We start from the raw sequence: 13,120 nt of genomic DNA, 5'->3' as shown, positions 1-13,120 counted from the left end.
GTCCTCAGATCGTTTTCACGCGCTCGAACGGTTCACGACACGCCCGGCAGCGCCAGAGCGACTTGCACGCGGTGGCGCCGAACCGGGACAGCTCCTCGGTCTCCGGCGATCCGCACGCCGGGCAGCGCACGGTCAGGGTCAGGGTCACCGCCGCCCTGGTCGACGGGGGTGCGATGCCCGCCGCGGCCAGCTTCTCGCGGCCCGCGGGGGTGATCCAGTCCGTCGTCCACGGCTCGGCCAGCGTGGTGTCGACGCGCACGTCGGCGTACCCGTCGGCATGCAGCGCGGCGGCGATGTCGGCCCGGATGACGTCCATGGCCGGGCAGCCGGAGTAGGTCGGCGTGATCGTCACCGTCACCCGCCCGTCCCGCTCGGCGACGTCGCGCAGGATGCCCAGCTCCTCGATGGTCACGACGCGCAGCTCCGGGTCGAGCACCGCGCCCGCCGTCGCCCGCGCGCTCACCAGGTCGCCCCGGGGTGTGCGCGATGCAGCACCTGCATCTCGGCCAGCAGTTTGGAAAGAGCCTCCGTGTGTACTCCCTGACGCCCGCCGGACGGCGCCCACCCGTCCCCGGGCCGCCGGAGCGTGGCCTTCGCCAGCGTCGTCTCGACCTCGGTCGACCAGGCGGCCTTGAGGCTCGCGGCGTCGCCCTCGAAGAGCTCGTGGGTGTACGGCCACAGCGCGTCGACCGCCGCCTGCATCCGCCGGTGCGACTCCTCGGTGCCGTCGCCGAGGCGGACGGTCCACAGCGTGGCGTGCTCGGCGTGGTACTCGGACTCCTTGCGCGCCTTGGCCGCGATCCGCGCCAGCCGCTCGTCGCCGCCGCCGGCCAGCTGTTCGTAGCGCAGCCGCTGGTAGACGGCCAGGAAGAGCAGCTTGCCGATGGTCACCGCGAAGTCGCCGTTGTCCAGCTCGACCAGCAGCGCGTTGCGGAACTGGCGGTCGTCGCGGAGGTACGCGAGATCGTCCTCGCTCTTGTGCAGTTCCTCGCCGGCGTAGGTGAGGAACAGGCGCGCCGCGCCCAGCTGGTCGAGGGCGATGTTGGCCAGCGCGATGTCCTCCTCCATCTCGGGCGCGCGGGAGCACCACTCGGCGAGGCGCTGCGCCGCGATGAGCGCGTCGTCGCCGAGTTCGAGGGCGGTGGGGGTGGCGCTCATATGTGCTCCGCGCCTTCCGGGACGGCGTAGAAGGTCGGGTGGCGGTACACCTTGTCGGCGGCCGGCTCGAAGAACGCGTCCTTCTCGTCGGGGCTGCTCGCGGTGATCGCGCCGGCCGGGACGACCCAGATCGAGACGCCCTCCTGCCGGCGGGTGTAGACGTCCCGCGCGTTGCGCAGCGCCATCGGGGCGTCGGGCGCGTGCAGGGACCCGACGTGCTGGTGCGACAGCCCGCGGCGCGGCCTGACGAAGACCTCCCAGAGCGGCTCAGACATGTTGCTTCTCCGTCTTTTTGGCATATGCGCGGGCCGCCTCGCGGACCCACGCGCCGTCCTCGTAGGCGCGGCGGCGGTGCTCCATGCGCTGGCGGTTGCAGGGGCCCTCGCCCTTGATGACGCGCATGAGCTCGTCGTAGTCGGGCTGGGTGTACTCGTGCCGCCGCTCCTCCTCGTTCCACTTCAGGTCCGGGTCGGGCAGCTTGAGTCCGAGGATCTCGGCCTGCTGGACGCACATGTCCACGAAGCGCTGGCGCAGCTCGTCGTTGGAGAAGCGCTTGATCTTCCAGGCCATCGACCGCTCGGAGTGGGTCGAGTCGCCGTCGGGCGGGCCGAACATCGCCAGCGACGGGTACCACCACCGGTCGATCGCGTCCTGGGCCATCGCCTTCTGCCCCGGGGTGCCGGTGGCCAGCGTGTGCAGGATCTCGTACCCCTGCCGCTGGTGGAACGACTCCTCCTTGCAGATGCGGATCATGGCCCGCGCGTAGGGCCCGTAGGAGCAGCGGCACAGCGGGACCTGGTTCACGATCGCCGCGCCGTCCACCAGCCAGCCGATGGCGCCGATGTCGGCCCAGGTCAGCGTGGGGTAGTTGAAGATCGAGCTGTACTTCTGGCGGCCCTCGACCAGCATCTCGACCAGCTCCTCGCGGGAGATGCCGAGCGTCTCGGCGGCCGCATAGAGGTACAGCCCGTGCCCGGCCTCGTCCTGCACCTTGGCCAGCAGGATCGCCTTGCGCTTGAGCGACGGCGCGCGCGAGATCCAGTTGCCCTCGGGCTGCATCCCGATGATCTCCGAGTGCGCGTGCTGGGCGATCTGCCGGATCAGCGTCTTGCGGTACGCGTCCGGCATCCAGTCCCGCGGCTCGATCTTCTGGTCGGCCGCCAGGAGCGCATCGAAGTACGCGTTCTGGTCCCCGCTCTGGTCGCGTTCTTGACCGAGCGCTCGTTCGGAATTCGCGCGAAGGTCCCGCTCAGCGCTGTCCACCTGCTCTAGGAGCGGGCCGAAGTCGTTGCCGTACACACGTCCAGTGTTACAGCAACCGACAGTTCCGGCAAGAAGGTGTCACATCACGTCGAGCCAACTACCAGGGACTTTTGAGCGCGTCCAAGCTGCGGGCTTGCCCGTTGGACGGGAGACTGTCCCCGGCAATACCTCACGCCGGGTGAACTTTCCGATCGCTTACAGCGTGTTAACGCAGGGAACATCTGTTCATGACCGGCGGTCGATGGAATCAGGGCGACGGCCGCCAGGGAGGGACCACCGACTCATGCGCCAGCGTGTCGGACTGACCGTGTTCGTGCTGCTCGTGGCGGCGCTGCTCGTCGGCGTACCGTTCGTCTGGGGCAGCGACCTGCTCGGCGTCAGCTCCGACACCGCCGCGCCCGCGGCCGTGGCCGGCGAGAGCCCGGCGGCCAGCGAGGCCCCGACCCGCAAGGCCGCCCCCGCCGCCCCGACGGCCCCCGCCCTGCCCCAGGCCCTCCTGCACCCGGCCAAGGTCACCGTCGACGCCACCGGCTTCTGGTCCTGGACCGTCCTGGACCGCCGCACGGGCGCGATGGCCGGCTCCGACAACGCGAACACCGCCCAGCGCACCGCCTCGATGATCAAGGCCTGGCTGGCCTCGGACTACCTGCGCCGCAACCCCAACCCGAGCAAGTCCAACCTGGCCGAGCTCAGCGAGATGATCCGCAACAGCGACAACAACGCCGCCTCGTACTTCTGGGGCCTCGACGGCAAGTCCGCCAGCATCACCCGCCTCGTGCAGACCTGCGGCTTGACGGACTCGAAGGCGTACATCGACTGGGCCTCGACCCTGGTCTCAGCCCGGGACGCGGCGCGCATGGGCGCCTGCATCGGCGACGGGCGGGCGGCCGGCCCGAAGTGGACGGACTGGCTGCTCAACGAGATGCGCAACGTCGCGAAGGACCAGAAGTTCGGCATCACGCCGGCGCTGCCCGCTGCCGACCAGGCGGGTACGGCGGTGAAGAACGGGTGGATCGCCCGCAGCGACGGCAAGTGGCACGTGAACTGCATGGCGATCGGGACCGACTGGGTGTTGAGCGTGCTGACCGTGTACCCGTCCTCGAAGGGGCAGGCGTACGGGGAGAACATCTGCTCGAGCGTCACGAAGCAGCTTCAGGCCTGATGTCTTTGCCTTCCGTGAAATGTCGGGCCTCCGGCCGCGACATTTCCGGATTTATACCCCGACAGGCGATAAGTCCGAAAAGTCGTGGCACGGAGTGCCCGACTTTTCGCGAAAGGGACTTTTCGCCCAGCGGCGGCGTGTCAGCCCTGGAAGAACGCGGGCCCGCCCGGCGGCAGCGGCGGCACGGCGCCCCGCTCGGCCGCGCGGCGGGCGAACTCGCGGACGCCCGCCACCTGGCGGTCGCCGAGGGAGAAGTCGAGCGCCCGGAAGTACGTGGCCAGGTCGGCCGCCGAGAGGTTCTCCCAGCGCGCCGCCGCCTCCGCGACGTCGTCCAGCTCGGTCAGGCACAGCTCCCGCGAGCGCAGGAACGCCTCGTGCACGTCCTTGACCAGGCCCGGATGCGCGGCGGCGAAGTCCCGGCGGACGGCCCAGGCGGCGAAGACCATCGGCAGCCCGGTCCACGTGCGCCAGGCCTGCCCGAGGTCGGTGACCTGCCAGCCCTGCCGCGGCGCCTCGTGCATCGCGCGCAGGGCCACGTCGCCGATGATCACGGCGGCGTCGGCCTCGTCGAGCATGCGGGCCAGGTCGGGCGGGCTGTTGAAGTACTCCGGGCGGACCCCGACGTGCGACTCGAGGTACATCTGCGCCAGCATCACGCCGGTGCGCGACGTCGCGCCCAGGGCCACCCGCCGGCCGTCGAGCCGCTCCAGCGGGACCGTCGAGACCAGGTTCACCGACAGCACGGGGCCGTCGCTGCCCACCGCGAGGTCAGGAAGCAGGAGCAGATCCTCGGCATTGCGGAGGTACTCCACGAGCGAGATCGGCCCGATATCCAGATCGCCCGCGACCAGGGCGGCGTTGAGCCGCTCCGGCGAGTCCTTGAACAGATCGACGTCGATCAGCGCCCCGGACCGCATCAGGCCCCAGTAGATGGGCAGGCAGTTCAGGAACTGGATGTGGCCGACGCGGGGCCGCTGCAGTGCAGGCACAACACCCATCGTGCCCCAACGCCGGCGCGGCACACGGGCGGGGCGGCGATTCTCACAGCCGCTACCCTCATCTGATGCGACGCCCCCTCGCTGTGTTCGCGCTGCTCGCCGTGCTTGCGGCGACCGGCTGCTCGACCTCGGACAAGCCCCAGGTCCAGAGCAGCCACGTGCCGGTCGCCGGCGCCAGTGACACCCCGGCCGAGTCCCCGAGCGCGAGCGCCGCCCCCAGCCCGGCGCCGAGCGGCCCGCTGTTCACGCCCACCCAGCCGGTCAGCGTGACGGTCAAGGGCTTCTGGTCGTGGGCGTACTACGACCTCAAGGCCGACAAGCTGTACGGGAGCACGCCGTACACGACCAGTGACACGGCCTCGATGGCCAAGGCGTGGGTGGCGGCGGACTGGCTGCGCCGCCAGGCCGAGGCCAAGAAGCAGCCCAGTAGCACCGCCATGAACGAACTGAGCCGCATGATTCGCGACTCGGAGACCGAGAACACGTTCAAGTACCACGTGGAGAACGGCAATCTGAACTCGATCAAGCGCATGATCTCGCTCTGCGGCCTGACCGAGACCAAGGGCACCCAGAACTCCTGGAGCCTGACCCAGATGTCCGCCCGCGACGTGGCCCGCCTGGCCAAGTGCATCGGCGACGGCCGCGCGGCCGGCCCGAAGTGGACCGACTGGCTGCTCAACGAGATGCGCAACGTCCGCGGCCCGGGCCGCTTCGGCCCGATCGAGGTCCTGCCGGCCGACGTGCAGAAGACCACCGCCATCAAGAACGGCTGGCTGGCCCGCGACGACGGCCAGTGGCACATCGCCTGCATGGCCATCGGCGACGGCTGGACCCTGGGGATCATGGCCCACTACCCGAGTTCCCTGGGCAAGGACTACGGCGTCAAAACCTGCCGCGAAGTGACCAAGCAGCTACTCACACAGCATTGACCCTTTCAGATGATCTAGTACGTCTGACGTTTTGTTTATCCTCGCTCGGTGCGAGTACGAGGCTATGCCGCCGCCACCCCCTGCTGGTCGCTGCTGACCAGCCCCGCCCCGTCCACCGCGGCCGCGTTCTACGCCGGCCTCTTCGGCTGGACCACGAGCGCGGCCGAGGACGGCACGACCCTGTTCCACCTGCGCGACCTGGTCGTGGCCGGCGTGGCCCCGACCCCGTCGGAGCGCGCGGCCTGGATGACGTACATCGCCGTGGACGACCCGGAGGCCACCGCCCAGGAGGTCGTGGCGGCCGGCGGCAGGGTCCTGCTGCCCCCGACGGACATCGCCACCAGAGGCCGGGCCGCCCTCTTCGCCGACCCGGCCGGCGCGGTCTTCGGCGTCTGGCAGAAAATCCGCTTCGCCGGCGCCCAGATCCACGACGAACCGGGCTCCGTCTGCTGGAGCGAGGTGGTAACCCGCGACGTCCCGGCTTCAGCCGCCTTCTACGGCAAGGTCTTCGGCTGGCTCGACCAGGAGGGCACCTCGCCGGACACGATCCACGAGTACCACGAATGGATCTCCAACAACCGCGTCGTGGGCGGCCTGAGCATCATGGACGAGAACTACCCGCCCGGCACCCCGCACCACTGGCGCACCATCTTCTCGATCGACGACTGTGCCGGCTTCATGACCCGCGCCACCGACCTGGGCGGCCGCGTCCTGGCGGGCCCGGTCGACGCGGGCATCGGCCAGGCCTGCTCAGTCCTCGACCCCACGGGCGGCATGATCCTGGCCATCGAGGTCATCCCCGAACTCCGCGCCCTGATGGGCTGACCTCCGGCTCGCGTTCAGGCGACCTTGAGCTGCTCGTCGCCGAAGTCGGCGATGAGCTTCAGCGTGCCGCCGAGCGCCTCGATGTACCGGGCGAGCACATCCTGCGTGGAGACACTGCCGGCCTCGATCTGCGAGACCCGGGCCACGGAGACGCCCATCCGCGTGGCGACCTGCTCCTGCGTCATCTCGCGCCGCTTGCGCAGCTCGGCCAGCCGCCAGCCGCGGGCCTCGTCGAGCATCGCCCCGACCGCGGCGTCGAACGCCTCGGGCCCGCCGGCTGCCTCGACCGCACGCTCCAGGTGATCGGTGTCCCGCCACCGCTTAACGCCGCTCATCGCCGATCTCCTTCTCGCGCTCCTTCAAGTATGTGGCGTACCGCTGCTCCGCCTCCGGGATGGCCCCGGCGTACCACTGTGTCCACTGACCCGACTTGTCCCCCGCCACGAGCAGGATGGCGGCGCGCCAGGGATCGAAGACGAACAGGATCCTGATCTCGCTGCGCCCGCTCGACGGCGGCCGCAGCTCCTTGAGGTTGGTCAACCGCGAGCCGGCGATGCTGTCGACGAGCGGCCGCCCCTCGCCCGGACCATTGCGCTCCAGCACGAGGATGGCCTGGTTGACCAGGCGATGCGAGTCGCGGTCAGCGGCGTGGAGCGCGTCGAGAAACTCCTCGACCTGCCCGGTCATCAGGATCTCCCACTCCACCGGCCCCCTTCCCGAGTTAACAATATCCTTAACCTGCGCTCTGCGCAACGACATGGCGCTGACTCCGGTTTTCTACGAGCGGCGCAACAGCGTGCCGGGATTTATCTCGATCGGGAACGGGCCGTCCGCGATCAGCGTCTCGCCGTCCTTGGCGACGAAGTGTCCGAGCACGGGCATGGCGCGCACCTCCCGTCGCATCGTCGCATGTGTGGCCCTAAGGCGTCAGCCCGTGGCGGCGGGTAATTCGGTTGCTGGGTCAGTCAAGTGGCGTAGGGTGAATGGCCGCTTGACGGCCGCGGTTGTGTAGCACCGCAGCGGACGTCCCACGCGCCGGGTGGAGCACAAGACCCCGGATACGCGAGCGAGCCGAATGCGACCTCCAAGAGGATCACCGTGCCCGCACTCGAAACCGAGCTTGCCACCGAGCGAGCGCATCTCGACGCGTCGCGGCAGGCGCTGAAGCGCATGCGCGAGCGTGCCGAGGACCTGTTTGCCACCGGGGACCAGGTGGCCGGCGACCCGTTCGCGGCCGAGACGCTCGGGCGGGCGCTCGCGCGGCGGATTGCCGATCTCGCCGACAATCCCGATACGCCGCTGTTCTTCGGGCGGTTGGACATCGAGGAACACCAGTACCACGTGGGGCGGCGGCACGTGACCGACGCCGTCGGGGAGCCGATGGTGCTCGACTGGCGGGCGCCGCTCAGCCGGCGGTTCTACCAGGCCAGCGCGGTCGATCCGCAGGACGTCGACGTGCGGCGGCGGTTCGGGTTCGTCAAGGGCGAGCTCACCAGCTTCGAGGACGAGCATCTCAAGAAGGGCGAGGAGCAGGGGACCAGCCAGATCCTGCTCGACGAGATCGAGCGGCCGCGCGTCGGGCCGATGCGCGACATCGTCGCCACGATCCAGCCCGAGCAGGACGCGCTGGTGCGGGCGGAGCTCGACGAGTCGATCTGCGTCCAGGGGGCGCCCGGGACCGGGAAGACCGCCGTCGGGCTGCATCGGGCGGCCTACCTCCTCTACTTGCACCGGGAGCGGCTGCGGCGCGCCGGGGTGTTGATCGTGGGGCCCAACTCGGCGTTCCTGCACTACATCGCCAGCGTGCTGCCGACGCTCGGGGAGCTCGAGGTCCGCCAGTCCACGATCGACGGGCTCCTGAGCACGCCCGTCCGCGCGACGGACTCCGCGGAAGCGGCCGAGATCAAAAACCACGAAAAGATGGCTCTGGTACTGCAACGACGGCTGCTCAGCAAGATCCAGCGGCCCGAGGAGCCGGTGACGGTCTCCGACGGGTCGTATCGCTGGAGGATCTCGGTCGAGCAGGTCCGGCGGATCGTCGACGATGTGCGGCGGGAGGCGCCGCCGTACGGGATCGGGCGCGAGCGGGTGCGGGCGCGGATCGTGAACCTGCTGATGTTGCAGTCCGAGGCGCGCCGCGGGGACTCGCCGAGCGAGGGCTGGCAGCGGCGGATGGGCAGGGCGGCGCCCGTGACCGCGGTGCTCGATCACGTCTGGCCCGCCGTGACGCCCGAGCAGCTGGTGTTCGAGGTCCTGCTCGACCCGGCCGACGAGCTGCTGGACGAGGCCGAGCAGGCCGCCCTCACCTGGGCAAAGCCGCCCAAGACCGCAAAATCGGCCCGCTGGAGCACGGCCGACGCGGTGCTCATCGACGAGGCCGCGGGACTGATCGACCGGGTCGCCTCGTTCGGGCACGTGGTCGTCGACGAGGCCCAGGATCTCTCGCCGATGCAGGCCCGGGTCATCGCCCGGCGCAGCGAGCACGGGTCGATCACGCTGCTCGGCGACCTGGCGCAGGGCACGGCGCCGTGGGCCGCGCGGGACTGGCGGGTGCTGCTGGGCCACCTGGGCAAGCCCGAGGCCCGGGTGGTGCCGCTGACCACCGGCTTCCGGGTCCCCGCGGCCGTGGTGGCGCTGGCCAACCGGCTGCTGCCGGCCCTCGGGGTCGACGTCCCGGAGGCGCGTTCGCTGCGCACGGATGGCGCGCTCACAGTCAGTACAACCGCGGCGGTTGCACTTGCGGTCGTGGCGGCAGCGCGCTCCGCGCTCGAATTCCCCGGCTCGGTCGGCGTGATCGCGGCCGACACGGCGGTCGACGGGCTGGTCGCGGCGCTGCGCGAGGGCGGGGTCGACCTCGCCGATCCGGCCGATCCCGACGCCGGCGCCAGGGTGACGGTACTGCCCGCGAGCCTCGCCAAGGGCCTCGAGTACGACCACGTGATCGTGGTGGAGCCGGCCGACATCGTCGCCGCCGAGTCACGTGGGCTCAACCGGTTGTTCGTGGTGCTGACCCGTGCCGTTTCCCGGCTCGATGTCCTACATTCGCACCCCTTGCCAGACGCGCTCCAGGGGCTGTCGTGACGCGGGGCAGGGGTGGCAGGATCGCGGTCTGCACGACGAGCGGAGGACAGGCAAATGCGAGTGCGGGGTTATGCACCGGGCACGCCGTGCTGGGCGGAGCTGGTCAGCCCTGATCCGGCCCGGGCCGAGCGGTTCTACGGGGACCTGTTCGGCTGGAGCCGCAACGACGACGGACACTTCACGCTGGGTGGGCGGGCCGCGGCCGGCCTGCGCGCCGGGCGCCCGGACCGCAACGCGGCCTGGATGATCTCGATCTCCACCGATGATCCGGCCGGGACCGCGGACGCCGTCGTGCGCTCCGGCGGCGCCGTGCGGGTCGCGCCGGCCAGTGTGCGCGATCTCGGTACCGCCGCGGTCCTCGCCGATCCCGGCGGGGCACTCTTCGGCACGTGGCTGCGCAGCCGGTTCGTCGGCGCCCAGGTCTCCTTCGAGCCGGGGGCGATCTGCTGGTACGAGCTGGCCACCCACGACCTCGACCGCACCGGCGCCTTCTACAAGGAGGTCTTCGGCTGGCACACGGTCGAGGCCGACAGCGAGGGCCAGCCGTACTTCGAGCTGCACCACCACAACGACACCGTCGGCGGCCTGGTGCCGATCGACGGCCGGTTCCCGCCGGGCGTGCCCGATCACTGGACGGTCTGCTTCATGGTCGACAGCGCGGCCGCCGCATGCGAACGGGCCACCGAGCTCGGCGGCTCGGTGGCCCGTGGGGTCGAACCGGCGTCGGCCGGCTTCTACGCCCGGCTGGCCGATCCGACCGGCGGGCACTTCGCGGTGATCGAGTTCACCGAGGACTGGATGCTGTAGAGCAGAGCTGAGCCTTACCGATGATCTTGTACGTGCAGTCGGCGTACTCGGCCAGGGTGAGGCTCGCGTCCTTGTTGCGGGCCGTCTGGGCGGTGATCACGCTCGCCGGTGGGTAGAAGCCGCCCTTGCTCGGCGAGTTCGGGTACATCTCGAACGTGAACGCCCAGACGCCCTGCGTGGCCCAGAGCCAGTCGATGATCGAGCCGTCGGTGATGTACAGGCTGCTGGACTGCTCGGCGGTGTAGCCGTTGCTCTTGGCGAACGTGCGGCCGAGCGCGGCGAACGTCTTCTGCGCGTCGGCGCCGAGCCCGGGTGCGGTGCTGTTCATCGTGTACCCGTACGGCCAGAGCACCAGCTCGGAGTACGTGTGGAAATCGATGGCCGCCTTGATCTGCTGCACGCCGCCGATCCGCCGGCTCAGGACGAAGTCGCGCAGCCGCTGGGTCTCGGTGGCGCTGAACGCCTGCGGGCCGTGGTAGGTCTCCGACGACACCACCGGCGAGGACCCGTCACAGCAGGCGAACTTGTACGACCAGTTCCGGTTGAGGTCCACGCCCTTGTAGCCGCTGCCGACGGGCTGCCGGTTCTTGCGCCAGTTGTGGTACTTCCCGCCGGTGAGGTCGTACTCGCCGCCGTCCGGGTTCATGTCCGGCACGATCCAGATCTCGCGGCTGTCGACCAGGTTCGTGATCCGCGCGTCCTTGCCGTAGCCGTCCGTGAAGAGCTTGACGAGGTACAGCGCCATCTCCACGGTCAGGTGCTCGCGCGCGTGCTGGTGCGCGTCGTAGAGGATCTCCGGCTCGTTCTCGTCCTTGGCCACGTTGTCCGAGATCTTGATCAGCGGCATGTCCCGGCCCTCGTACGACTTGCCGAGGCTGAGCTTCTGCATGATCTTCGGGTGCGCCTTGGCCGCCTTGTCGAGCTCGGCCTGCATCTCGGCGTAGTCGTGGTACCCCGAGTCGGCGGCCGGGAAGGCCTCGGTCTCGGTGCGCACGACCTTGTAGCCGAGCTTGGCGATCCGCATGGCCTCGCCGGGCGTGGCCGTCACCGCGACCGAGTCGCCGGCGATGCTGTCGATGCTTGCTCCGGTACCGGCGACGCGGTTTCGATCTTGAAGGTTTTTCGTGCCTTCGACGCGGTATTGTCCCGAATTTTGCGGATAAATCGGACCAGCGTGCGCCGGGGCGGCCGCCGCAGCCACCACTCCGACCACCGCTAGCGCCACCACGAACCTGCGACCCATCAAGCCCCCCTTGAATGACCGAGCGCCATCCAAGGCTTAAGTGGGTTTAGTCCGTTTTGGTGGCGCTTTCACCCCCATCATCATCCCCGTTGAGGGCGGCACGCAGGCGATCGCGCTTTTCCGTGCGCTTCCCCGCGATGCCCACGGCCTGCACCGAGGCCTGCTCGCGCAGCCCCTTGAGCAGGAAGAACGCCAGGATGGCGGAGACCAGGACGGCGATCATGAGCTTGAGCAGCAGGTCGATGTCCAGCGGCAGGACCAGCATCACGAGCGCGGCGACGACGAACAGCCCGAACCGGGCCAGCGTGTACTTCAGAAACGGCGACATGGTGCACCCAGCGTAACGTCAGGCCCAGACCTGCTGGGGCTCGGAGCGGCGCTCCGCCAGCGGGGTCGGCTTGTCGTACTCCTTGACGATCTCGTACTTCGTGTTGCGCTCGACCGGCTGGAAGCCCGCGTCCCAGATGAGGTGCAGCAGGTCCTCGCGGTGCATGGTGTTCGGCGTGCCGTAGCTGTCGGCGTCGTGCGTGATCTTGTACTCGACCACCGAGCCGTCCAGGTCGTCCACGCCGAAGTTCAGCGACAGCTGCGCGACCGACAGGCCGTGCATGACCCAGAAGCACTTGACGTGCGGGACGTTGTCGAACATCAGCCGCGACACCGCGAACGTCTTGAGGCTCTCGGCCGGCGAGGCCATCTTGGTGCGGGCCTGCAGCTTGTTGCGGATCTTGCCGTCCGCCGAGTCGACGAAGTCGTGCTGGTAGCGCAGCGGGATGAACACGGTGAAGCCGCCGGTCTCGTCCTGCAGCTCGCGCAGCCGCATGACGTGGTCCACGCGGTGGCGGGGCTCCTCGATGTGGCCGTACAGCATGGTCGACGGCGTGCGCAGCCCCTTGCTGTGGGCCAGCCGGTGGATGCGCGACCAGTCCTCCCAGTGCGTGGCGTGATCCACGATGTGCTGGCGGACCTCCCAGTCGAAGATCTCCGCGCCGCCGCCGGTCAGCGACTCCAGGCCGGCGTCGATCAGCTCGTCGAAGATCTCGTCGGCGGGCAGGCCGGAGATCTTCTCGAACCACTGGATCTCGGTCGCGGTGAACGCCTTGAGCTTGACGTTCGGCAGCGCGCCCTTGAGCTCCCGCAGGACCTTCGGGTAGTACTTCCACGGCAGCGTCGGGTGCAGCCCGTTGACGATGTGCAGCTCGGTGAGCTGCTCGTCCTCCATCTCCTTGGCCTTGGCGACGGCCTCGTGGATGCGCATGGTGTACGCGTCCTTCTCGCCCGGTTTGCGCTGGAACGAGCAGTACGCGCAGCTGGCGGAGCAGACGTTCGTCAGGTTCAGGTGCCGGTTGACGTTGAACATCACCCGGTCGCCGTTTTTCTCGGTGCGCACCTGGTGGGCCAGCCCACCCAGCCAGACGAGGTCGTCGCTCTCGTAGAGTGCGACGCCGTCCTCCCGGCTCAGCCGCTCACCCGCGGTGACCTTGGCTTCGAGTTCGCGCTTCAAACCAGCATCCACGGCTGCCAGCGTACGTCGGGGCGTCCGTTACCCCCGCATTCACCCGCCCCTGTTGAACCTGACATTGATCACCACTCGACGCATGTCGCCTTCGTGCGGTAAGAAAAAGTGTCATGAAACACGGTCGGGCGGCAGACC

At 69.4% G+C, this 13,120-nt stretch carries 15 protein-coding genes; 5 read left to right on the top strand and 10 right to left on the bottom strand.

Going from position 1 to position 13,120, the window contains the following annotated elements; all coding sequences use genetic code 11:
* Nucleotides 1–4: 4 nt before the first annotated feature.
* The 4 genes from paaD to paaA are packed head-to-tail and all read right to left on the bottom strand — an operon-like array spanning nt 5 to nt 2,457.
* Nucleotides 5–466, bottom strand: coding sequence for a 1,2-phenylacetyl-CoA epoxidase subunit PaaD (gene paaD / locus ACQPZ4_RS00985; protein ID WP_433066110.1), 462 nt, complete (start codon nt 464–466; stop codon nt 5–7).
* Complete coding sequence (paaC, locus tag ACQPZ4_RS00980; RefSeq protein WP_433054694.1) at nt 460–1,158, bottom strand: 1,2-phenylacetyl-CoA epoxidase subunit PaaC; 699 nt, start codon at nt 1,156–1,158, stop codon at nt 460–462. The genes paaD and paaC overlap by 7 nt, the downstream gene beginning before the upstream one ends.
* Entirely contained in the window at nt 1,155–1,433 is a 279-nt protein-coding gene (paaB, locus tag ACQPZ4_RS00975; RefSeq protein WP_433054691.1) for a 1,2-phenylacetyl-CoA epoxidase subunit PaaB, read from the bottom strand. The genes paaC and paaB overlap by 4 nt, the downstream gene beginning before the upstream one ends.
* Nucleotides 1,426–2,457 carry a 1,2-phenylacetyl-CoA epoxidase subunit PaaA gene (paaA, locus tag ACQPZ4_RS00970; protein ID WP_433054688.1) on the bottom strand — a complete coding sequence of 344 codons (1,032 nt, stop codon included), beginning with the start codon at nt 2,455–2,457 and terminating at the stop codon, nt 1,426–1,428. Before paaA ends, paaB begins: the two co-directional genes overlap by 8 nt.
* A 247-nt stretch (nt 2,458–2,704) precedes the next feature.
* Here paaA and ACQPZ4_RS00965 point away from each other — a divergent pair, with 247 nt between their 5' ends.
* Nucleotides 2,705–3,583, top strand: a complete 879-nt coding sequence (locus ACQPZ4_RS00965) for a hypothetical protein (RefSeq protein WP_433054685.1) — start codon at nt 2,705–2,707, stop codon at nt 3,581–3,583.
* Between the two features lie 140 nt (nt 3,584–3,723).
* Here ACQPZ4_RS00965 and ACQPZ4_RS00960 read toward each other — a convergent pair whose 3' ends face one another.
* Nucleotides 3,724–4,572: a menaquinone biosynthetic enzyme MqnA/MqnD family protein gene (locus ACQPZ4_RS00960; protein WP_433054682.1), complete on the bottom strand. Its 849-nt coding sequence runs from the start codon at nt 4,570–4,572 to the stop codon at nt 3,724–3,726.
* A gap of 74 nt (nt 4,573–4,646) precedes the next feature.
* On the opposite strand from ACQPZ4_RS00960, the gene ACQPZ4_RS00955 reads away from it, so the two are divergent.
* Complete coding sequence (locus tag ACQPZ4_RS00955; RefSeq protein ID WP_433054679.1) at nt 4,647–5,510, top strand: hypothetical protein; 864 nt, start codon at nt 4,647–4,649, stop codon at nt 5,508–5,510.
* Nucleotides 5,511–5,558: 48 nt separating this feature from the next.
* Nucleotides 5,559–6,335 carry a VOC family protein gene (locus ACQPZ4_RS00950; protein WP_433054676.1) on the top strand — a complete coding sequence of 259 codons (777 nt, stop codon included), beginning with the start codon at nt 5,559–5,561 and terminating at the stop codon, nt 6,333–6,335.
* A gap of 14 nt (nt 6,336–6,349) precedes the next feature.
* Here the strand turns inward: ACQPZ4_RS00950 and ACQPZ4_RS00945 are convergent, their stop codons facing one another.
* Nucleotides 6,350–6,670 (bottom strand): helix-turn-helix domain-containing protein, encoded by a 321-nt coding sequence (locus ACQPZ4_RS00945; RefSeq protein WP_433054673.1) that lies wholly within the window; start codon nt 6,668–6,670, stop codon nt 6,350–6,352.
* Complete coding sequence (locus ACQPZ4_RS00940) at nt 6,657–7,022, bottom strand: type II toxin-antitoxin system RelE/ParE family toxin (protein WP_433066108.1); 366 nt, start codon at nt 7,020–7,022, stop codon at nt 6,657–6,659. Before ACQPZ4_RS00940 ends, ACQPZ4_RS00945 begins: the two co-directional genes overlap by 14 nt.
* Nucleotides 7,023–7,427: 405 nt before the next feature.
* Here ACQPZ4_RS00940 and ACQPZ4_RS00935 point away from each other — a divergent pair, with 405 nt between their 5' ends.
* Nucleotides 7,428–9,416, top strand: a complete 1,989-nt coding sequence (locus ACQPZ4_RS00935) for a HelD family protein (protein WP_433066105.1) — start codon at nt 7,428–7,430, stop codon at nt 9,414–9,416.
* A gap of 54 nt (nt 9,417–9,470) precedes the next feature.
* Entirely contained in the window at nt 9,471–10,223 is a 753-nt protein-coding gene (locus tag ACQPZ4_RS00930; protein WP_433054670.1) for a VOC family protein, read from the top strand.
* Here the strand turns inward: ACQPZ4_RS00930 and ACQPZ4_RS00925 are convergent.
* The 3 genes from ACQPZ4_RS00925 to mqnE all read right to left on the bottom strand — a co-directional run bounded on the left by ACQPZ4_RS00925 (nt 10,201) and on the right by mqnE (nt 12,982).
* The gene (locus tag ACQPZ4_RS00925; protein WP_433054667.1) at nt 10,201–11,271 is read right to left on the bottom strand and encodes a M14 family metallopeptidase; all 1,071 of its coding nucleotides are present in this window, start codon (nt 11,269–11,271) and stop codon (nt 10,201–10,203) included. The genes ACQPZ4_RS00930 and ACQPZ4_RS00925 overlap by 23 nt on opposite strands.
* A gap of 241 nt (nt 11,272–11,512) precedes the next feature.
* Entirely contained in the window at nt 11,513–11,794 is a 282-nt protein-coding gene (locus tag ACQPZ4_RS00920; protein ID WP_433054663.1) for a DUF4229 domain-containing protein, read from the bottom strand.
* Between the two features lie 18 nt (nt 11,795–11,812).
* Nucleotides 11,813–12,982, bottom strand: coding sequence for an aminofutalosine synthase MqnE (gene mqnE / locus ACQPZ4_RS00915; protein WP_433054660.1), 1,170 nt, complete (start codon nt 12,980–12,982; stop codon nt 11,813–11,815).
* Nucleotides 12,983–13,120: the final 138 nt, after the last annotated feature.

The sequence above is a fragment of the Dactylosporangium sp. CS-033363 genome, assembly GCF_050942475.1.
GTDB lineage: Bacteria > Actinomycetota > Actinomycetes > Mycobacteriales > Micromonosporaceae > Dactylosporangium.
This window is presented reverse-complemented; position numbering and strand designations above follow the sequence as displayed.